Origin of the sequence: Saccharopolyspora montiporae (assembly GCF_015209505.1) — a bacterium.
GTDB classification, from domain to species: Bacteria; Actinomycetota; Actinomycetes; order Mycobacteriales; family Pseudonocardiaceae; genus Saccharopolyspora; species Saccharopolyspora montiporae.
This window is the reverse complement of record NZ_JADEYC010000007.1, coordinates 165708-185498: the sequence shown is the minus strand read 5'-3', so window position 1 is coordinate 185498 and position 19791 is coordinate 165708. Positions and strand designations below refer to the sequence as shown.

The 19791-nt window shown below is 73.3% G+C and carries 18 protein-coding genes; 3 read left to right on the top strand and 15 right to left on the bottom strand.

The features are described 5' to 3' along the window. Positions 1-28: 28 nt before the first annotated feature. Genes IQ251_RS04540 through IQ251_RS04530 form a run of 3 tightly spaced genes read right to left on the bottom strand, consistent with a single transcriptional unit; the run spans position 29 to position 2977 of the window. Positions 29-1315, bottom strand: a complete 1287-nt coding sequence (locus IQ251_RS04540) for an MFS transporter (RefSeq protein ID WP_193927153.1) — start codon at positions 1313-1315, stop codon at positions 29-31. Between the two features lie 31 nt (positions 1316-1346). Next, the gene (locus tag IQ251_RS04535; RefSeq protein ID WP_193927151.1) at positions 1347-2126 is read right to left on the bottom strand and encodes an ABC transporter ATP-binding protein; all 780 of its coding nucleotides are present in this window, start codon (positions 2124-2126) and stop codon (positions 1347-1349) included. After that, positions 2123-2977: an ATP-binding cassette domain-containing protein gene (locus tag IQ251_RS04530; RefSeq protein ID WP_193927150.1), complete on the bottom strand. Its 855-nt coding sequence runs from the start codon at positions 2975-2977 to the stop codon at positions 2123-2125. The genes IQ251_RS04535 and IQ251_RS04530 overlap by 4 nt, the downstream gene beginning before the upstream one ends. A 275-nt stretch (positions 2978-3252) precedes the next feature. Here IQ251_RS04530 and IQ251_RS04525 point away from each other — a divergent pair, with 275 nt between their 5' ends. Next, positions 3253-3519, top strand: a complete 267-nt coding sequence (locus tag IQ251_RS04525) for a hypothetical protein (protein ID WP_193927149.1) — start codon at positions 3253-3255, stop codon at positions 3517-3519. 61 nt (positions 3520-3580) lie between these two features. On the opposite strand, the gene IQ251_RS04520 is transcribed toward IQ251_RS04525, so the two are convergent. Then, on the bottom strand, positions 3581-4351 hold the full coding sequence (locus IQ251_RS04520; protein ID WP_193927148.1) for an SDR family oxidoreductase: 771 nt from the start codon (positions 4349-4351) through the stop codon (positions 3581-3583). Positions 4352-4504: 153 nt separating this feature from the next. Between IQ251_RS04520 and IQ251_RS04515 the strand changes: the two genes are divergently transcribed. Further along, complete coding sequence (locus IQ251_RS04515) at positions 4505-5182, top strand: TetR/AcrR family transcriptional regulator (RefSeq protein ID WP_193927146.1); 678 nt, start codon at positions 4505-4507, stop codon at positions 5180-5182. Between the two features lie 13 nt (positions 5183-5195). Here the strand turns inward: IQ251_RS04515 and IQ251_RS04510 are convergent, their stop codons facing one another. Next, entirely contained in the window at positions 5196-6518 is a 1323-nt protein-coding gene (locus IQ251_RS04510; protein ID WP_193927145.1) for an SLC13 family permease, read from the bottom strand. A gap of 31 nt (positions 6519-6549) precedes the next feature. Next, positions 6550-7704 (bottom strand): LLM class flavin-dependent oxidoreductase, encoded by a 1155-nt coding sequence (locus IQ251_RS04505; RefSeq protein ID WP_193927144.1) that lies wholly within the window; start codon positions 7702-7704, stop codon positions 6550-6552. Between the two features lie 182 nt (positions 7705-7886). Between IQ251_RS04505 and IQ251_RS04500 the strand changes: the two genes are divergently transcribed. Further along, positions 7887-8780 carry an LLM class flavin-dependent oxidoreductase gene (locus tag IQ251_RS04500; protein WP_193927143.1) on the top strand — a complete coding sequence of 298 codons (894 nt, stop codon included), beginning with the start codon at positions 7887-7889 and terminating at the stop codon, positions 8778-8780. 149 nt (positions 8781-8929) lie between these two features. On the opposite strand, the gene IQ251_RS04495 is transcribed toward IQ251_RS04500, so the two are convergent. Genes IQ251_RS04495 through IQ251_RS04455 form a run of 9 tightly spaced genes read right to left on the bottom strand, consistent with a single transcriptional unit; the run spans position 8930 to position 19703 of the window. Further along, positions 8930-9385, bottom strand: coding sequence for a carboxymuconolactone decarboxylase family protein (locus IQ251_RS04495; RefSeq protein ID WP_193927142.1), 456 nt, complete (start codon positions 9383-9385; stop codon positions 8930-8932). After that, entirely contained in the window at positions 9382-11016 is a 1635-nt protein-coding gene (locus tag IQ251_RS04490) for a class I adenylate-forming enzyme family protein (protein WP_193927141.1), read from the bottom strand. The genes IQ251_RS04495 and IQ251_RS04490 overlap by 4 nt, the downstream gene beginning before the upstream one ends. Beyond that, positions 11013-12659 (bottom strand): CoA transferase, encoded by a 1647-nt coding sequence (locus IQ251_RS04485; RefSeq protein WP_370591204.1) that lies wholly within the window; start codon positions 12657-12659, stop codon positions 11013-11015. Before IQ251_RS04485 ends, IQ251_RS04490 begins: the two co-directional genes overlap by 4 nt. Next, positions 12611-13405, bottom strand: a complete 795-nt coding sequence (locus tag IQ251_RS04480; RefSeq protein WP_370591203.1) for a methyltransferase — start codon at positions 13403-13405, stop codon at positions 12611-12613. Before IQ251_RS04480 ends, IQ251_RS04485 begins: the two co-directional genes overlap by 49 nt. Beyond that, positions 13402-14982, bottom strand: a complete 1581-nt coding sequence (locus tag IQ251_RS04475) for a class I adenylate-forming enzyme family protein (RefSeq protein WP_193927289.1) — start codon at positions 14980-14982, stop codon at positions 13402-13404. The genes IQ251_RS04480 and IQ251_RS04475 overlap by 4 nt, the downstream gene beginning before the upstream one ends. A 38-nt stretch (positions 14983-15020) precedes the next feature. Beyond that, positions 15021-16367 carry a protoporphyrinogen/coproporphyrinogen oxidase gene (locus tag IQ251_RS04470; RefSeq protein ID WP_370591201.1) on the bottom strand — a complete coding sequence of 449 codons (1347 nt, stop codon included), beginning with the start codon at positions 16365-16367 and terminating at the stop codon, positions 15021-15023. After that, on the bottom strand, positions 16367-17335 hold the full coding sequence (locus IQ251_RS04465) for a UbiA family prenyltransferase (RefSeq protein WP_193927139.1): 969 nt from the start codon (positions 17333-17335) through the stop codon (positions 16367-16369). The genes IQ251_RS04470 and IQ251_RS04465 overlap by 1 nt, the downstream gene beginning before the upstream one ends. Then, a complete protein-coding gene (locus tag IQ251_RS04460) occupies positions 17332-18480 on the bottom strand; it encodes a DegT/DnrJ/EryC1/StrS family aminotransferase (RefSeq protein WP_370591200.1) in 1149 nt (382 codons plus the stop codon). The genes IQ251_RS04465 and IQ251_RS04460 overlap by 4 nt, the downstream gene beginning before the upstream one ends. Beyond that, entirely contained in the window at positions 18477-19703 is a 1227-nt protein-coding gene (locus IQ251_RS04455; protein WP_370591199.1) for a DegT/DnrJ/EryC1/StrS family aminotransferase, read from the bottom strand. Before IQ251_RS04455 ends, IQ251_RS04460 begins: the two co-directional genes overlap by 4 nt. Positions 19704-19791 lie beyond the last annotated feature (88 nt).

The window sequence follows — 19791 nt, the reverse complement described above, 5'->3', positions numbered from 1 at the left end:
CCTCGGGTGCGGGATCGTGGAACGGTGGTTAGCGGATGAGCCGGCGGGAGAGCGCGAGCAGGGTGAGTCCGCCGGCAGCGGGCAGCGCGGCCAGCACCAGCCAAGGCACCGGCGCGGCGGGTCCGGGTGCGGCGGCCAGGTCGAGCAGCCCGCCGGCCAGCCCGCTGCCGAGCAGCACCGCCACACCGCCCGCGGAGGCCAGGAACCCGTAGTACGAACCGAGGTTGTCCTCCCCGGCCAGCCGAGGGACCAGGTCCTGCGCCAGCGGTACGGCCAGCATCTGGCCGAAGGTCAGCAGCACGACGAAACCGACCGCCGGTGCCACGGCCAGTGATTCGGGCGTGCTCGCCCACGCCCATGCCGCCACCGAGGCGAACGACAGGCTCAGCAGGCCGAACCCGATCGGAAGCGCTCGGGCGGCACCGAGCCGCGCGCGGGCCCAGGACGCGAGCGGGAGCTGGCCGAGGACGACGATCAGCGACGCGAGCGCGAACATCCAGCCCAGCGCCGACTCCGCGCCGACCCGGCCGAGCTCCACCGGCAGCGCCAAGTAGAGCTGGTTGTAGCTGAGCAGGTAGGCGCTGTAGGCGGCGGCGAACACGAGGAACGTGCGGTTGCGCAGGATCCTCGCCCAGCCCTGCAGCAGCGGCCGCCCGGCACCGCCACTGCTGCCGGGCAGCCAGCGCGCGTGCGCGAACAGGATCACCGTGAACACGACGGCCGCCACCGCGCAGGTCAGCGCGAAGTCCACGCTCAGCAGCGCCGCGCCGATCAGCGGACCGGTCACCGAACCGATCTCGCCGAACACCGCGAACAGCCCGAACAGCTCGGTGCGGGTGATCGTGCCGCGCTCCTGCAGCTCGGAACCGTAGGAAGCCAGCGCGGATTCGACCGCCGGGGAGAACAGGGCCGCGGCGAACCCGATGAGCACGGTGCCCAGCAGCACGGTGCTGAACGCGGAGGCCCCTGCCAGCACGACGAAACCGAACACGCGCAGCGCGCACCCGGCGAGCACGGTGGGCCGGACGCCGAACCGGTCGGCCAGCGCCCCGCCGACGACGAACATGCCCTGCTGGCTGAACGTGCGCACACCGAGGACGATGCCGATCGCCCAGCCCGCCATGGCGAGGTTCTCCGACAGGTGCACCGCCAAGAACGGCACCACCAGGTAGAACCCGATGTTGAACACGAGCTGGGTCACCAGCAGCAGGCGGACGACACCGGGCAGCCCGCGGACGTGGCCCAGCAGCGACCAGCGCTCGGCCAGCCAGGTGAGTGGCCGGCGCGCGCCGGTTCCGGTGGCGGTGGCGGTCACGGGGAGACTCCTTCGGGGGTCGGGATCGGCGTCACACCGCGTCCAAGCGGGGGATCGCCTCGATCAGGGTGCGGGTGTACTCGTGCTGCGGGGCGCGGAACACGTCCGCGGTGCTGCCCTGCTCGACGATCTCGCCCGCCCGCATGACCAGCACCCGGTCGCAGACCTCGCGCACCGCGGAGAGGTCGTGGGTCACCAGCAGCAGGCCGAGACCGTCCTGCTCGGCCCGGTCGCGCAGCAGGTGCAGGATCCGCAGCCGCACCGCGGCGTCCAGTGCGCTGACCGGTTCGTCGGCGAGCAGCAGCCGCGGGGCCGGCGCCAGGGCTCGCGCGATCGCGATCCGCTGCCGCTGCCCACCGGACAGCGCATCCGGGTACCGGTCGGCCAGGGCCGGGTCCAGCTGAACCGCGCGCAGCACCTCGGCGACCCGATCATCGTGCGGCCCGGTCGCACCGAGGCAGCGCAGCGGTTCGGCCACGGCGGTACCGACGCGCATCCGCGGGTTCAGCGAGGACCACGGATCCTGCGGCACCGCTTGGACGTCGGAGCGGAACCAGTGCAGCGACCGCGCCCGGCCCGGCCGCACCGGCCGGTCACGGTAGGTCACCGTCCCCGAATCCGGGGTGTCCAGTCCGAGCAGCATCCGCAGCAGGGTCGACTTGCCGCCCCCGGATTCGCCGACCAGTCCGACCCGGTCGCCCGGGTTCAGCACCAGATCCACCCCGCCGACGGCGGTGACCTGCTGCCGCCGGGCGAACGGGGAGGTGCCGCCGTAGGTGCGGTGCAGGTCCGCGGCGCGCAGCGCGGTCATGACGCCACCCGCCGGTGCGCGTGCGGCAGTCCGTCGTCGAGCGTCCGCGCGCTGTCCACCAGTTCGGCGGTGCGCGGGTGCTGCGGCGAGCGCACCACCTCGTGCACCGGGCCGTGCTCGATGACCGAGCCGTCGTGCAGCACCGTCACCTCGGAGCACAGCTGCGCCACCACCGGCAGGTCGTGCGAGATGAGCAGCAGCGCGGGGCCGTCCTGCCCACCGGTGACCTCGGCGAGCAGCTGCAGGATCCCGGCCTGCACCGTCACGTCCAGCGATGTCGTGGGCTCGTCGGCGATGAGCACGTCCGGGCGGCAGGCCAGCGCCATGGCGATCGCCACGCGTTGGCGCTGCCCACCGGACAGCTGCGGGGGGTAGCTGCGTGCCGCGCGGTGCGGATCGGCGAACCCGACGCGGGACAGCAGCGCCGCCGCTTCGGTGCGCGCCTCGGCCGCGGACGCACCGCCGCGGTGGCGCAGCGGTTCGCTGAGCTGCCGCTCGATCCGCACCAGCGGGTTCAGCCCGGACACCGCGTCCTGGAAGACCATCGCGACCGCGTCACCGCGCAGCCGCGCCCACTCGGATGCGGCGCGCCCGAGCATCTCCCGCCCGCGCACGCGGATGCTGCCGCGCACGCGCGCGTCCGGCGGCAGCAGCCCGAGCAGGCTGAGCCCGGTCACGGATTTCCCCGAGCCGGACTCGCCGATCATGCCGTGCCTGCTGCCGGGTGGGAGGGCGAAGCCGACGCCGTCGACGACGCGCTGCCCGGCGAGGTCGATGGTCACGTCCTCGACCTGCAGCGCGGGCGGGCGATCGGCGGGTTCCGCCGCGGGTGTCCTCTGCTCAGCTGTCACGAACGCATGATAATCATTTTCATTTCTCTGTCGTGCACCCCCTCGCCGCAGCCATCTCACCCACGCGCACGACTGTGACCGGTCTCCCACGTGATCCGTCCGCACCTGCCACCGCGACGCTCCCGATCGCCCGGAGGATCGGCCACCCGCCGCCGACCGCACGTGCTCACCTCTGCGTGGTCAGCCACCGGGCAGCGCACCGGATCCCTCGGGCTGGACCAGCAGGTCCTGTGGTTCCTGGCCGATGTCGAAAACAGGGGCGACGGCGGCCCGCGGTGACCGACTCGCGGACCGCGGCGCTGGGCGAGAAGCTGGGCGCCATGGCGGACACGCGTACTGTCGAAGCACTGTTTCTGGGCGGGCCGTGGAACCAGCAGATCCGCGCGGCGCCGGGCCTGCCGGATCTCTACCGGATCCCCGCCGAGCCGGAGGCGTCCCCGGGCGCGCACGAGTACCGGATCGTCAAGTTCGTGCAAAGCCTGGACGACTTCCAGTACGGACTGCCCGGTCCGGTCTACGAGTACTGCGGACTCCGCTGCTGACTCGTGCCCCTCGGTGACCGACCATCCCCCGACCAGGTGGGACGGGGCACGCGAACACCCGTCACCTCGGCGGTGCCGGTGCTCCGGTGAGGAACTCCTCGAAGGTCGTGGTCCCCGCGCCGCCGTCGGGTACCAGGTTCCACCCGCGCCGGAATCCCCGGCCCAGCCGGCCCGGCAGGGCAACCGGGAGCACGGCGCCGCGTCGCCCGGTCGCCGCCCGGTAGCTGCGGGCGAGGTCGGCGGCGGTGCGGACCTGCGGCCCGCCGATATCGGGAACCCGCCCCGCGGGCGGCCGTTCGGCGATCCGGGTGAGTTCGGCGGCCACGTCGCGCACGTCGATCGGCTGGAACGGCGTCGCCGCCGGCACGAGGGTGACCGGCGACCTCCGCTGCGCGGCGAACAGCGCGGCGAGCAGGTCGTGGAACTGGGTGGCGCGCAGGATCGTCCACGGCAGGGAGCCGGTCTCCAACAGCCGTTCGCACTCCTGCTTCGCCCGGTAGTAGCCCAGCGGTATCCGGTCGCTGCCGACGATGGAGATGTACACGACGTGCGGATGACCGCGGCCCGCGGCGTGCAGGAGGTTCCGGGTAGCGGCCACGTCCCCGCGGCCATTGGTGGTCGCGCAGTGCACGATCACCTCGGACCCGGCGACCGCATCGGCCAGCCCGGCACCGGTGCGCAGATCACCCCGGACCCGGTCGCACCCCGCATCGACAGCGGACCGTTCGCTGCGGCTGAGCACCCGGGCGGTGCGCCCGGCCTCGGCGAGCCGGGCCACCACGGCGCGCCCGAGAGTCCCCGTCCCACCGGTGACCAGGATGGGTAGCGGCATGCCCGCATTCTCCGCGCAGCCCGGGCGCCCGCCAACCCGCCTGCCGGGGCCGGCGCGGCGAACAGCGGCCGTCCCGCGGGAGTGATCCGTCCCTCGTCCCGTGCTCTGCGAACTCGCCGCGCCGCACCGGGTCCGGCTGGCACGATGATCCCGATGAACGCCGCTTCCAGGGGGAGACCGCGGCACACCGACCGCTCCCGGACCGACCTGACCGCCCCGGAGGAGATTCTCCAGGCCGCCGCCGAACTGTTCACCCAGCACGGCTACGCGGCCACCTCGACCCGCCGGATCGCCGAATCCGTCGGAATGCGCCAGGCGTCGCTGTACTACTACTTCCCGACCAAGGACGCGATCCTGGCCGAACTGCTCAACGACACCGTGCAGCGCCCGCTGGAGTGCCACGAGGCGCTGCGCGCGCTCGACCTGGCGCCCGAGGTGCACCTGCACGCCCTGTGCTCGGCCGACTGCACCCAACTGTGGACCAGTCCGTGGAACGTGGGCGTGCTGTGCCTGCTCCCGGAGGTGCGCACCGAACGGTTCGCCGAGTTCCGCAGCGGCCGCACCGCGCTGCGGCTGACCTACCGCGAGCTGAGCGCCCGCGTGCTGGCCGCGCTGCCCGCGCCCCGCGCCGAGGACTACGTCCCGGACCCGGCGGCCGATGTCGTGTTCCGGCTGACCGAGACGCTGCCGAACCTGCGCTCCGACGGGCTCGGTGCCGACCGGCAACCCGGGCGCATCAGCGATCTCGCCCTGCACGTGCTGGGCTGGCGCGGTGACTGGGACCGGTTGCGCGCCGGCTCGGCACGCGCGCTGCGCGCCGCGGGCGCCTGAGCCCGGCTCGTGCTCAGAGCACGACGAATACCAGCCACGCCAGCACCGGCGCCAGGACGATCACCGGCACCGACCACAGCAGCAGCCTGCGGAAGAACAGCTTGGGCGCCATGCTGCGCTGATTGGCCACCAGCAGCGCACCGTTCGTCGACAGTGGACTGACATCGACCACGCTGGACGCGATGGCCACCGCGGTGATCGTGCCGGTCACCGGCAGCAGCCCGGCCTCCAGCAGCGGAACCGTCAGCGGGATCGACGCGCCGAGCACCCCGGCGGTCGAGGCGAACGCCGAGATGAACCCGCCGATGTAGGACGCGGCCAGCGCCGAGAGCAGCGGACTGCCGCCCACGGTGATCAGCTCGCCGAGGACGTCGATGGTGCCGATCTCCTCCAGCACGCCGACGTAGGTGAGCACCCCGCACACCAGCAGCACCGCCGACCACGGCAGATCCTTGACCGTCTCCGCGTAGCGGTCCGGGCCGAACGCGGTCAGCAGCAGGCCGATCGTCAGCGCGGTGAACCCCACGTCCAGCCGAAACACCGCCGCCCCCGCGATCAACGAGACGATCCCGAGCAGGGTGAGCAGCTGCTCGGTGGTCAACCGCCCGCGCTCCGCGCCGTCCCCGCCGCCCGGTGCCGCGGTGTCGGGATCCCCGTCGCCCGGGTGCCCGCCGCCGGACGCGCCCGCGCCCGCCCCCACGGCCACCGCCCGCTCGGCCGGCACGACCGCCCGCAGCAGGCGCAATCCGCCGAACACGCAGAACACGACGCAGGCCAGCGCGAGGTTGAACAGGAACGAGTTCCGGAACAACCCGCCCGGGTCGGCCGGCAGCGAGGTCGCGCGCAGCAGATCGGAGGTGATCGCGCCGAACGGGCTCAGCGGGGAGAACGACCCCGCGGTCGCGCCCTGCACCACCATCAGGCCCAGCAGCAGCGGGTTGAGCCGGTGCTGCTCGGCGATGCGCATCGCCAGCGGCGCCACGATCGCCACCGCTGCCGAGCTGAGCGCGCCCGCGGCCGCCACGAACGCGGTGAGCACGAACATCAACCAGGGGATCGCCGCACGCCGACCGCCAGCGAGCCGCATCCCGGCCTCGACGACCCGGTTCAGCGTGCCGTTGCGCTGCGCGATGCCGAACAGGTACGTCACGCCCACCAGCAGCACGAACAGATCGCTCGGGAAGCCGGACAGCACGGCGTCGGCGTCCAGCCCGCCGAACCCGGAGCCGACCAGGAACGCCGCCACCAGCGCGAGGATGCCCAGGTTGACCGACCACAGTGAGCCGACCACGAACATCAGCGCCAGCAGCAGCAAGGAGAGCACGTGCACGGTCATCGTCGCCGCCTCCTCGCCTCCGCCGCGCCGGTCACGACGCCGGAACCGGCCGCGCGGCGGGCCGGGCCGCCGGCGCCTCGCTCCCGCCGGCCAGCACACCCCGCCGGTTCAGCTCCGGGCGCAGCCCTTCGCCCACCCAGTAGGACTCTTCGAGGTGCGGGTAGCCGGACAGCACGAACTCCTCGATACCCGCCCGGTGGTACTCCTCGACCAGATCGGCCACCTCGGCGTGGCTGCCGACGAACGCCGTGCCCGCACCGCCGCGCAGCAGGCCGACACCGGCCCACAGCCCGGGGTGCACCTCCAGCTCGCGCGCACTGCTGGGCAGCTGCCCGCGGTGCAGCTCGGTGATCGCGCGCTGGCCGGCGGACTCCGAGGTGGCCAGCTTCGCCTGCGACGCGGCGACCTCGGCGGGATCCATCTGCTCCAGGAATCCCTGCGCCACGCTCCACGCCTGCTCGGAGGTATCCCGGGTGATGACGTGCGCGCGGATGCCGAACCGCAGCGTCCGGCCCTCGTGCGCGGCGAGCTCGCGCAGCCGCGCCACCTTGGCCGCGACCTGCGCCGGCGGTTCGCCCCAGGTCAGGTGCACATCGGCCCGCCGCGCGGCGACGGGTAGCGCGGCCTCCGAGGATCCGCCGAAGTACAGCGGTGGAGCGGGGGAAGGCGTGTCGAAACCGGCCGCGTCGCGCAGCGCGTAGTGCTCGCCGTCGAAGTCCGTCCGCTGCCCGGACCACACGGCGCGCATCACCGCGAGGAACTCGTCGGTGCGCGCGTAGCGCTGGTCGTGGTCGAGCCAGTCGCCGAACCGGCGCTGCTCGACCGAATCACCGCCGGTGACGATGTTGAGCAGCAGCCGCCCACCGGAGACCTTCTGGTAGGTCGTGGCCATCTGCGCGGCCAGCGTCGGGGTCAGCGTGCCCGGCCGGAACGCGACGAGGAACTTGATCCGCTGCGTGCGGCCCAGCAGCGCCGCGGTGCTCACCCAGGCGTCCTGACACCACGTGCCGGTCGGGGTGAGCAGCCCGGTGAACCCGAGGTGCTCGGCCGCCTGGGCGACTTGGGCGAGGTAGTCGATGTCCGGCTCGCGCGGGGTGTCCGCCCCGGTCGGCGCCGCGTGCGGCCGGTCGACCACCGACCGTCCGTCACCGTGGCTGGGCAGGAACCAGTGCAGGGTCACGCTCATCTCTCGCACATCCCTCGCGGCGCGGCACGCGCCCGGTCGTGATCACCAGTAAGTTCATGGGGATAGTAGAGTTTGCCCAGGTCGTACGACAGACCGTCCCGCCGGCTGGGAACCCCCTGGAACGCCCGGTGATGCGGGCCGCGCGGTGCAAGAATCGGCCCGGCTGCGGCGAGGAGGCCGAGATGGGTGACTACGGGCGCGCGCTGCAGTTCGGGGTGTTCCTCACCCCGGACGCCGGGGCCGTGGACCGCGCGCTGCACGTGGCCGAGGTCGCCGATGCGCACCGGCTGGACCTCATCGGCGTGCAGGACCACCCGTACCAGAAGCGGTTCCTCGACGCGTGGTCGCTCATCGCGACCCTGCTCGCCCGCACCGAACATGTGCACGTGTTCCCGGACGTGGCCAGCCTCCCGCTGCGCCCGCCCGCGGTGCTGGCGCAAGCGGCGGCGAGCTTGGATCGGCTCTCCGGCGGACGGGTCGAGCTCGGGCTGGGCGCAGGTGCGTTCTGGACGGCCATCACCGCCATGGGCGGGCCCGCGCGCACCCCGGGTCAGGCGGCCGCCGCGCTCATCGAGGCGATCCGGATCATCCGCGCGATGTGGTCGGGGAGCGGCCCGGTGCGCGTCGACGGCGAGCACTACCGGGTGCACGGCGCCCAACCGGGTCCGGAACCGGCGCATCCGATCGGTCTGTGGCTCGGCGTGCTCGGTCCGCGGCTGCTCGGCGAGGTGGGGCGCAGCGCGGACGGCTGGGTACCGTCGTCCGGCTACGTACCGCCGAACGAGCTCGCGGACAAGCACGCCCGCATCGACCGGGCAGCGATCGAGGGCGGCCGCGACCCCGCCGACATCCAGCGGATCTACAACGTGTTCGGCACGATCACCGGTGGTGCCTCGCGGGGTTTCCTGCACGGTCCGGTCCGGCAGTGGATCGACCAGCTCACCGAACTCGTCCTGGAGTACGGCATGGACACGTTCGTCTTCGGCACCGACGGCGACGACCCGGACCAGATCCGCGTTTTCGCCGACGAGGTCGTCCCGGCCGTGCGCTCCCTGGTCACCGACGAACGCAGCTGACGGCCCGCCGCGGCACCGGACGTCCTCCTGCAGGTGGACGGCGGTCCCGTACCCGCTCCCGCACGGTTGGGAATCGATCGATGACCGACGACGAGGCCGCCCCGACGGAGCCCTGAACCCGCCGACGGATCAGTGTCCGCCCGGAAACGCTACCGGTCGGCGGCGGTGGCGATGGCCAGCCGGTTGAAGGCGTTGACGATGCTCACCGCCCACACCAAGTGCGCGAGCTGCGCCGAATCGAAGTGCTCGGCCGCGACGCGGAAATCCTCGTCCGGCACCTGACCGGACGGCAGCACCGTGACCGCTTCGGCCAGCTGCAGCGCGGCCTGCTCCTCGCCGGTGAACGCCGCAGAGTCGCGCCAGTCCGGCAGCGCCTCGATCCGTTCCGACGACTGGCCGAGCTCGCGGGCGCTCCGGGTGTGCAGCGCGGTGCAGAATCCGCACCCGTTGAGCTGCGAAGCTCGCAGCTGGATGAGCTCCAGCAGTTCGGCCGCCAGCCCCGCGTTCCGCGCCGCCGCGTGCGTGTCGTGCGCGAGCTGGTTGAGCGCGGTGAACGGCTCCGGGGTGTCGCGGGTCAGGTCGGGACGGGTGGGCACGGTCGTCATCGGATCTCCTCCGCGAGGGGTGGACGGCACTGCTCGGTGGCCAGCGCTTGCGTGGTGCGCCTGCAGACCTTGCCGGTCGGTGCCTGCGGGAGCTCCGCCAGCACCAGCAGCAGTTCGGGCAGCTTGCGGCGTTCCAGCCCGCGCTCGCGCTCCAGGAACCCGGTCAACGCACCGAGTTCCAGCCCGCTGCTGCCCGCGGCGAGGCTGATGCAGGCGCACATCCGCTCGCCGAGATCGTCATCGGGCACGCCGACGCAGACCACGTCGACGACCTCCGGGTGGGCGGTGATCTCCCGCTCGACCTCGGCCGGGCTGATCGTGTACCCGCCGCGGACCACGACCTGCTCCAGCCTGCCCAGCACGTGCAGGCGCCCGCGCGCGTCCAGCACGCCCCGGTCCCCGGAGCGCACCCAGCCCGCAGGCGTGCGGTAGCGCTCGTCGAGGTCCGGTGCGGCCACGTAGCTCAGCGGCGTCATCGGGCCTCGTGCCAGTACCTCGCCGGGCTCGTCCGCGGGCAGCCACGTACCGCGCTCATCGGCGATGCCGATCTCGGCCACCGACGGGTCCGGCGCACCCGTCCCGGCGCCGAGACCGGTGGCGGCCGTGTGGCAGTTCATCCCGTCCGTGGAACCGTACACGCTGATCACCTCCGCCCCGAGGCGGTCGCCGCAGGCCCGCGCGGTCACCTCGGACAGCGGCGCCGAACTCGACACCACCGCCCGCAGCCCGGACAGGTCCTCGGCAGCGGCCCGCGGGTGCTCGGCCAGTCGGCGCAGCATCGTCGGCACGCCGAACAGATGCGTCGCACCGGCGCTCTCCACCAGGCGCAGCGCCGCAGCCGGATCGAACCGCGGCTGCAACAGCACCGTCGAGCCGAGCGCGGCGATCGCGACGAACGTCGCGCACGAGCCGTACGAGGACCCCAGCGGCATGAGCATCGCGGCCCGCATCGGATCGCATTCCCGCTGCAGCGCCCGCACGTAGTTCGCGCGACCGCCGAGCACCGCGTTGTGCGCGTAGGCGACCATCTTCGGCTCGGCCTGCGACCCCGAGGTGACCAGGATCCGTGCCGGGGCCTCCGGATCCACCGCGACCGCGGGCACCTCCCGCTGCGGGTCGGCGGCGTCCAGCGAACGTGCACCGAGTTCGCCCGCGCCGAAGGTGAACGCCGCGGACAGGTGCGGTAGATCGCCGGTGCGGTCGGCATCGGCCGCGGCACCGAACACGGCCGCGCGGGCGCGGGAACGGCCCAGCAGCGCCGCCGTGTCCCGTCGACCCGGGCCCGGCGGGTACACCAGCGCCACCGCACCGAGCGCGGCCACCGCCAGCTCGGCCACCACGTGCCGCCACCCGTTGGGCATCCGGATACCGACGATGTCGAGCTCGCCGACGCCGTGCTCGGCCAGCGCGCCCGCGACCCGGCGCACTTCGCGGTCCAGTGCGGTGTAGTCCAGGCTCCGCTCGTCGTCGCGCACCGCCTCGCGCGTGCCGTGCGCGCGGACCCGTTCGCGGAACGCGGTGTACACATCCCGGTCCGGGCAGTCGCCGCGGCGCACCCACTCCCGGCGCAGCGACGCGGGCACCAGGTCGGTGATGGACACCCCGGCGCGCGAGGTCCACGTACGGCTCATCGGAACTCCCACGGTCGAGCCGGTTCCTGCGCGGCGGGGTCAGCCGCCAGCGCGCGCAGGTCCTCCTGCACGGTGGTCGCTGCGAGCCCGGCGGCGGCGAACCGCTGCACCCAGCTCGCCGTCGACGCATCCGCACTGCCGGTGCGCAGCACATCGCTGAACGCGCCGGACGCGGGCCCGCTGACCGCCACGTACCCGTCCGCAGCGCGCAGCACCTGGCGCGGGCTGTGCCCGCGCGGCAGGACGCCGGATGCGGACAACAGCGACGATGCCACCCGGCAACCGCGACCGGTGCGCACCCGGTGCAGCAGCCCGGCGAGCACGCCCTGCGCGCACACCAGCCCGCCCAGCACATCGGTCAACGTCATCAGCGACGGTTCTGCCCGGCCGGGGCGCAGTGCAGCCGCCAGCCCGCTGTGCGCCTGCACGAGGAAGTCCGTGCCCACCGGCGGTCGCGGACCCAGCGCCGTGCCCCACCCGGACGCCTCCGCATAGCACAGCCCCGGGCGGTCCCGCACCAGCGTTCCCGCGTCCAACCCCAGCTCCGCGGCCTTGCCCGGCGCCCAGTTGTGCACGAACACGTCCGCGCCCGAGAGGAGACCACGCAGCTCGTCGCGGCCGCGAGCGGACTTGATGTCGAGTTCCACGACCCGCTTGCCGCGGTTGAGCGCCAGGTAACGCGCCGAGCAGTCACCGACGAGCGGCGGTACACCGCGCAGCGGATCGCCCCCCGGGGGTTCCGCGCGCAGCACGTCGGCGCCCAGCAGCCGCAGCACGTGCCCGACCAGCGGCCCTTGCACCCGGCGGGTGGACTCCACCACGGTCACGCCCTCCAGCGGTAGCGGTCCCGTGGCCTGCGGAACGCCGGGTGAGCCCCCGCCCAGCGGGGTCAGCGCGAAAGCCGGGAGTTCCGCGGGTGCTTCGGGTTCCGCGCGGACCGCGAGCACGCTCATCCCGGACCGCTCGGCGGCCGCGCGGACACCGGCGTAGTCGGCATCCGCGGTGACCTCGTGCAGCCGGACCGGCAGGTCGCAGCGCGCGGTGGCGAAGCGCTGCTGGAACGGCCACCAACCACCGCTGATCTCCGGGTGCGCAGCGCCCAGGAACTGCCAAAAACGCTGCCAGACCTCGGCATCCAGTGTCTCCACCTCGAACCGCACGCCGTCGCGAGAGGTGAACGGCGGTCGGCGTCCGGTGGGCGCCGCGGCGGGCTCGATCCCGCCTGCCGCGGCGACCGCGACGTACTGCTGCACGGACAGCAGCGCGGCCTGCACTGCCGAGGTGCGCACCGCCGAGATCTGCGCCCCGCGGGCGCGCGCGAACGCGGCGGCCACTGCGCCCTGCGCGGCCAGCACACCGGCTGTGGCCGAGGCGTAGTCCACGCCCAGCGGCACCGGGTGCCCCGCGGCCCGCCCGTGCACGTGCATGATCCCGCAGGCGGCTTGCACCGCGGTCTCCTCGGTCGGATCCACGCGCAGCGGACCGGCGCGGTCCACCTGCACCTCGACCTCCGGTGGGTGGCAACCCGCGAGCCGCAGCAGTTGCCCCGCCACCTCGGCGCTGACCGCAGCCTGCTGCGGAGCGGCGATCCCGGTCACCGCGCTGCCTTCCGGCCGTGCACCGAGTACAGCAGGCTCGAACACGCGCGGAATCCCGGCGCGGCGAACAGGTCGCGCACCCGGTCGAGCTCGTGTTCGGACATGCCCGCTTCCCGCAGCGAATCCCGCATGTCGGTGACGTTCTCGGCCAGCAGCGCCAGATCGGCCGAACCGGGATGGCGCAGCTGCACGCGCGGACGCGGATCGACCTCGACCAGTCCCGCATCGCGCATCGCGCCGGCAGCGTGCCGCCCGAAGGACGGATCCACGCCGCGGGCGCGCATCGCGATGTCCTTGGCCGCCAGGAACGACTCGAACACCCGCCGATCCGCGGCGTCGTCGACGAGCAGCGGTGGTTCGTAACTGGTGTCGAACTCGTCGATCTGCAGCCACCCGCCGGGTTTGAGCGCCCGCACCAGCCCGTCCAGCACCTGGGCGCGCTGCGGCAGGTGGCGCAGCACCAGGCGAGCGACCACCAGGTCGAACGCCGCCTCCGGGAGCGGATCGGTGACCGCATCGTGCACCTGCCCGCGCAACCCGGGCATCCGCGGCAGCACCGGCCGCCGCACATCGGTGGCCAGCACCTCGCCGGACGGGGCCACGCGCTCCGCCAGCCACACCGACACGGTGCCCGCCCCGGCACCGACCTCCAGGCACTGCCAGCCCGAGCCGACCCCGGTCTCGGCCAACCGGTCCAGCGTCACGGGATCGTAGGCCTCCGCCAGCAGCGCATGCCGGCGTGCGGCGGCGCCGCCGTCCCGGGCGAACGCGTAATCCGCAGCGGTGTTCACGTCCACTCCCCGGAGCCGCAGGTCTCGCCGCGACCGGTGAGCTGCTCCAGCAGGGCGTGCCTGCGCACCTTCCCGGTCCCGGTGCGCGGCACCTCCGCCCAGGTCAGCGCAATGGGCGCGGCCATCGACGGGAGCCCGCGCGCCGCGGCCCGCCAGGACGCGCGCGGCAAGTGCCCGTCCGCGGTGACCACGACCGGCAGCGGATCAGCCCCGGGCCGGGCGAGCACCACGCATTCCTGGGCCTCGCCGAGCCGGTCTTCGAGCAGGTCCTCGGTCTGCAGGCAGCTCAGCTCCGGGCCGTGGTCGACCTCCCGGTCCAGCAGCAGCACCCGGCCGGTGCGGGTGCGTACCGCGATGTCCCCGGTGTTCCACCAACCTGCGCTGCGCTTGCGCTGCCAGCGCTCGGTCTCGCCGACGTAGTCCTGGCAGCACGCGCCGGTGCGCGCCAGCACGAGACCGGGCCGGCCGCCCCGCACCGGCTCGAAGGTCTCCGGATCCACGACGCGCAACCGGGTCTTGCCCGGAACCGGACGGCCCAGATCGCGCGTCGTCGGGCGGACACCGCGATCGGCGGCCAGCGAACCGCGGGTGTGGAACCGGAACGTCAGCGGTCCCGTCTCGGTCTGGCCCCAGCCCTGCATCCACACCGGGAAGCGGCGCGTCGAGGCGTCCAGGAAGGTGCGGATCGTCGGTGGGTGCATCGCGTCGTACGTGCTGATGAACAACCGCGTGCGGCGGAACGGGTTGTCCAACTGCCGCGCCAGCGGCTGGAAGCGCACGAAGGTCGAGGGCAGCGCTTCCACGATCGTCGGCGGGTGCGCACGCAGCAGCGGATCGGCCCGGTCGGGGTCGTGGTCACTGAGGATCAGCACCTCGTGCGGCGCCATGCTCAGCACCACCGCCGTCCAGCAGAACGTGCGGCCGTGCGGGTAGGCGCTGGCGTTGGCCACGACGTCGTCCCCGCGCACGCCGATCAGCGGCAACCGGCGGGATTCGAACCGCGCCAGCCCGCGCACCAGGGTCCGCGTGGAGTGCACGACGAGCTTGGGCGCGCCCGTGGTGCCCGAGGTGTGGTTGATGATCAGCGGGGCGTCCGGATCGCGTCGATGCGGGGCGGGGGCGGACCGGCCGAGCACCTCGTGCAGGCCGATCGCGCCGGTGGCCGGGCCGTCCAGCGACACGGTGGTTCCGGCGAACGAGCTGAGGTCCACCCCGGATTCGCCCGCGGTGGTCAGCAGCGCGGAGGTCGTCACCAGTACCGCCGGGTCGAGCCGTTTGAGCAGCACTTCCAGCGATCCCGGCGCCAGGTGCGCGGACAGCTGGGCCGGGACGGCGCCCACGCGCACCGCCGCGCACGCCAGCAGGTCGTAGTCCCAGTGGTTGTCTTTGACGATCGCGACGCGCTGTCCGGGACCGGCACCGGCCGCCGCCAGCCACCCGGCCGCCTGCTGCACCAGTGCGGCCAGCTCGGCCGGGTCGTACCGGGTTCCCGCCCCGGGGGCGAGGTCGAACGGGCGGTCCAGGTACACGGTAGGACCGCGTCCGCGTTCGGCGCACTCGTCGAAGAGCACCCCCATGTCGTGCGGTTTCACCCGAATCCTTTCCTGCGCATCGGTCATCGGACCCGCACCGGCACGGCGGCGCGGGAGGACAGGTGGGCGCGCGTCCGCGACGCGGCCAACGCGCCGGACCGCACCGCAGCCTCGCTGGACGGGCGCTGCAGCACCCAGTCCCCGGCGAAGTCGACCGGTCCGGTCGGGCGCGCGGCGAACCCGGCTCGCTGGCGCAGCACCGCCGGGGTCGCTTCCGGGAGCCCGTGCGGGAACCGGTGCACGAAGGTCCGCCACGTCGCGCCGGCCAGCCCGGGCAGGTAGCGCTCGGCCGCGGCGGTGAGCGTGCCGGCGACGTCCGAATCGGCCCGGTCCAGCATCGAGGCGGTGGCGGCCCGCGCGGGCATGAGCGTGAGCAGCCCGGCGCCGGCGGGCGCCCGATCGGGGTGCTTGCGGTGGTCGAAGATGATGGCGGACAGCGCGCCGTCGGCCACCGCTGGCGTGAGCAGCACGTAGGTGGACTTCCCGCCGCGCGGGGCGAGCGGGCGGTGCAGCAGGCAGCTGACCTTGACGGCGGGGTGGAACGTGGCCGCCGCCAGGTATCGGGCCTCTTGCTCGGTCGGGTTGGCGTGCAGGCGGGCGGCCACCGGGGCGGGCACGCAGAGCAGGACCGCCCGAGCGCTGACCGCGCCCGCATCGGTGAGCAGCTGCGCCGATCCGGTACCGGACACGACCTGTCGGACGGTCTGCCCGGTGCGCACGTCGAGCCGCGCGGCCAGCATCCGGGCCGCGGTGTCCATCCCGCCGCGGTAGGTGCGCCAGCGGCTCGCATCGCCGACGTCGAGCAGCAGGCTCACCATGGGCGCGGCCGCCGAACGCTGCGGGTCCCAGCCGAAGAACGTCCCGGCGACCGGCTGGAGCAGGTAGTCGTGCAGGTCGCGGTGGTAACGGCCACCGAGCTCGGCGAGGGTGGTCGTGCCCAGCGGGCTGGTCTCCGGGTGATCGCCGTCGAAGAGGTGGCGGTGCCGTCGCGCCCATGCCTGGAAGCGGGCCAGATCGGCCCTGCCGCGCAGCCCGAGTCCGGCACCGGTGAGCATCCCCCGCGCCTCGGCGACACCGGGTCGGGCACGGCGTCCGCGCCAGACCGAGATCCGTCCGCCCAACCGCGGCACGTCGCGGTCGCGGAAACCCAGGCGTGCCAGCAGTTCCCACGTCGCCCGGTAGCCGCTCGGCGAGATCTGCTCCGCGCCGGTGTCCACCGTGTACCCGCGGTGCCGGAAGCCGGCCATGCGCCCGCCGACCTGCTCGCCGGTTTCGAAGACCCGGACGGACAGGCCGCTGCGGGCCAGTTCGTCGGCCGCGGTCAGCCCGGCCATGCCCGCACCGACCACCGCCACGTCCAGATCCGGCATCAGGCTCCGCCCGCGACCAGGAGGTTGGCGGCGATGAGCAGTGCCACGCTGGTGCGGTGCACGCGGAAGCCGAGCTTGCGGGCGCGCATGATGTCGCCGCGCCGGAACCCGAGGTAGTACTGCGTGGTCCGCAGCGCGGTGGCGGGCAGCATGAGCAGGACGAACCACCACGGCGCGATCCCGGTCACCGAGGCGGCCGCACCGAGCAGGAACTCGGCCAGGCTCAGGGCGCCGATGAACAGCGCGTTGCCGCGTTCGGAGGTCAGCGCGGCGACCGTCGGCCGGTCGACGGCGCGGTCCCCGTCGACGTCGTTGGTGTTGGAGTACACCCCGAACATCAGCACGCCGTTGCCGAACAGCAGTGCCTGGACGAGCACGAACCCGGAGAACTGGCCGGTGGACAGCGCGAAGGGCGCGAGCACGAGTACCGTGCCCAGCGCCACCAGGAACGCCTCCTGCAGGCCGCGGTAGCTGAGCTTGAGCCCGTAGGAGTACTGCAGCGCGATCGCGTAGGTCGCCGCCACCAGCACCACCGCCCAGGTCGGCCGGTGCGGGGCGATCGCGACCGCCGCCGTCCACAGCACGGCGCCGGCACCCGCGGTGATCCAGCCGAACCGCAGCGCTTGGCGTTCGGTGAGCGTGCCGGCGACCAGGGGTTTGCGCAGCTTCTTGCGCAGCGGATCGTTCGGGCCGTAGTTGGCCGTGTCGCTGCCGTCCCGGAAGCCGGTGACGTCGTCGAAGGCGACCAGGGCCACGATGGTGGCGATCTCGCCGAGCAGGAACAGCACGAGCATCGGCGCGGTTCCCTGCTGTGCCGCCGAGATCGGGACGAGCACGGCCGCGGCGGCCACGAGGATGCTCAGGTAGTAGTCGTAGACGTCGAGCTTGCCCAACCGGGCGAAGCTGCGGGCCGTGCTCTCCGGGCGCGGTGTTCGCGGTTCGGTTCCGGTGGTGGTGCGCAGGGTCATGGCAGGGGGCTTTCCGGTCGGTCCTGGTGCGCCGGGCCGGCGAACTCCAGCACGGCTTCGGTGATGCGGTCCACGTCGTGGTCGGCGAGGTGCGGGTAGATCGGCAGCGCGAGGATCCGCTCGCACGCGCGCTCGGCGTTGGGCCAGCAGGACGCCGCGGCGTGCGGGGCGAACGCCGCTTGATGGGGCAGTGGTTGCGGGTAGTACACGTGCGATCCGATGCCGCGGTCGGCGAGGTGTTCCTGCAAGCCGTCGCGGTCCTGGACCTGCAGGCAGTACACGTAGTAGCAGCGCCCGTCGCCGTCGTCCGGTGGCGGGACGATGCCGCGGTCGGCCAGCGGGGCGAACCGGCGCGTGTAGTGCTCGGCGATCTCGGCGCGGCGGCGCAACCGGTCGGCGAAACCGGGGAGCCGGTGCAGCTGGAAGGCGGCCTGGATCTCGTCGAAGCGGCTGTTGGTGCCGATCACCTCGTGCACGAACCGGCGGGACTGCCCGTGGTTGCGCAGCATCCGCACCCGGCGGCCCAGTTCCGCGTCCCGGGTCACCACGGCACCACCCTCACCGGGCATGCCGAACGATTTGACCTGCACGAACGAGTACACGCCCGCTTCGCCCCACAGTCCGGCCGGGACGCCGTGGCGCTCGGCGCCCTGGGCGACGGCCGAATCCTCCACCAGGCGCACCCCGCGGCGGCGGGCGATCTCGGCGAACCGCGGCATGTCGGCCATCACCGAGAACATGTGCGCCGGGAGGAGGGCTTTGGTGCGCCCCGTGATGCTTCGTTCGACCTCGTCCGGGTCGGCGGTCATCCGGTGTGGGTCGATATCGGCGAACACCGGTGCGGCCCCGACGCCCAGCACCGCCGAAGCCAGGGGAGCGCACCCGAACGCGGGCACGACGACCTCGTCCCCGCGACCGACGCCCATACCGCGCAGCACGAGCCCGAGCGCGGCGGTGCCGCTGCCGCAGGCGATGACGTCGGCGGCGCCGAGCTCCTCGCGCAGGGCATCCTCGAACCTGCGGGTCTGCTCGCCGAGGATGAACTTCTGCTCCGGCCCGGTGCCGATCTCGCGGACGATGTCCAGGAAGACCTTGCGGTCCTGCTCGAAGAGGTCCGGCGGGAAGAACGGGAGCTCGATACTCACGCGGACAACCTCCCGAGGCGGAAATCCCACACCGCATCGCACACGCGGTCCACATCGGACTCGTCGAGATCGGGGTACAGGGGCAGTGCCACGGCGTGCTCGGCCGCCGCTTCGGCGTGCGGGAAGGAACCGCGCGCGTGCCCGCCATCGGCGAAGCACGGTTGCCGGTGCAGCGGCACGGGGTAATAGGTCTCGGTCCCGATCCCGCACTGGTGCAGGTGGGCGACGAGTTCGTCGCGGTACTCCACTTCGATGAGGTAGACGTAGAACACCCGGCCCCCGGCGTCGTCGGCGGCGGGCGGTTCCGGCAGCCGCAGGATGCCGGGAGCCTCGGCGAGGCGGTCCCGGTACTGCGCGGCGAGCTCGGCCCGCCGCCGGATGTCGGCGTCCAGGGCGGTGAGCTTGGCCAGCAGGACAGCGGCCTGCACGTCGTCCATCTTGCTGTTGGTGCCGCAGGCGGCCGTCTCGGTGGAGATGCCGGGGAAGTGGTCGAGCGTGCGGCCGAACCGTCCGTGGTGGCGCAGCCCGGCGACCAGGTCGGCCACCGCGGGATCGTCGGTGAGCACGGCGCCGGCATCCCCGATCGCGCCGAGCGTCTTGCTCGGGAAAAAGGACAGCACACCGCCTGCCCCGTGCAGGCCCGCGTGCACGCCGCACTGCCGCATCCCGATGGCCTCGGCGCTGTCCTCCAGCAGAGTGATCCCGAGCCGGTTGGCCTGCTGCGCCAGGGCCGACATGTCGGCCATCGCGGAGAACAGGTGCGCGGGCATCGCGAACCGGGTGCGTGGGCCGCTGACCCGGGCCAGCTCGTCCGGATCGAGCGCGTAGCGGTCCGGGTCGATATCGGCGAACACCGGGGTGCCGCCGGCGAGCACGACCGAGGTGGCGGTGGACACGAACGAGTAGGCGGGGACGACGACCTCGTCGCCGGGTTCGATCCCCAGGGCGCGCAGCAGGAGGACGAGCGCGTCGGTGCCGCTGTTGACCCCGATGACGTGGCGCGCGCCGGTGTACTCGGCCAGCCGTTGTTCGAGTTCGGCGACCTGGCGACCGTGCGAGAACTTCCCGTTGTCGAAGACCTCGCCGACCTTCGCGGAGATGACCGGCCAGAGCCGTTCGAAGGTGCGCGCTTGGGAGAAGAACGGCACGCGGTCGGACTCGGCGACCGGGTCCGCGGTCCGGGAAACCCCTCCCGCACCAGCGGCTTCCGCGTCGTTGCCCACGACGACCACGCTCCTGGAGGATCGGGTGCTCGGGTGTGCGCCGGCCCGTTGCCGGGCGGCCGGAATGATCTTCGCCGCGAAGCTAGCC

Bases quoted from the DNA above. Each gene is read 5' to 3' on its own strand.
- IQ251_RS04500 (WP_193927143.1), top strand. From the start codon at position 7,887: ATGGGTGACTACGGGCGCGCGCTGCAGTTCGGGGTGTTCCTCACCCCG.
- IQ251_RS04475 (WP_193927289.1), bottom strand. From the start codon at position 14,982: ATGGGGGTGCTCTTCGACGAGTGCGCCGAACGCGGACGCGGTCCTACC.
- IQ251_RS04505 (WP_193927144.1), bottom strand. From the start codon at position 7,704: ATGAGCGTGACCCTGCACTGGTTCCTGCCCAGCCACGGTGACGGACGG.
- IQ251_RS04470 (WP_370591201.1), bottom strand. From the start codon at position 16,367: ATGCCGGATCTGGACGTGGCGGTGGTCGGTGCGGGCATGGCCGGGCTG.
- IQ251_RS04510 (WP_193927145.1), bottom strand. From the start codon at position 6,518: ATGACCGTGCACGTGCTCTCCTTGCTGCTGCTGGCGCTGATGTTCGTG.
- IQ251_RS04490 (WP_193927141.1), bottom strand. From the start codon at position 11,016: ATGAGCCGTACGTGGACCTCGCGCGCCGGGGTGTCCATCACCGACCTG.
- IQ251_RS04520 (WP_193927148.1), bottom strand. From the start codon at position 4,351: ATGCCGCTACCCATCCTGGTCACCGGTGGGACGGGGACTCTCGGGCGC.
- IQ251_RS04495 (WP_193927142.1), bottom strand. From the start codon at position 9,385: ATGACGACCGTGCCCACCCGTCCCGACCTGACCCGCGACACCCCGGAG.
- IQ251_RS04535 (WP_193927151.1), bottom strand. From the start codon at position 2,126: ATGACCGCGCTGCGCGCCGCGGACCTGCACCGCACCTACGGCGGCACC.
- IQ251_RS04465 (WP_193927139.1), bottom strand. From the start codon at position 17,335: ATGACCCTGCGCACCACCACCGGAACCGAACCGCGAACACCGCGCCCG.
- IQ251_RS04515 (WP_193927146.1), top strand. From the start codon at position 4,505: ATGAACGCCGCTTCCAGGGGGAGACCGCGGCACACCGACCGCTCCCGG.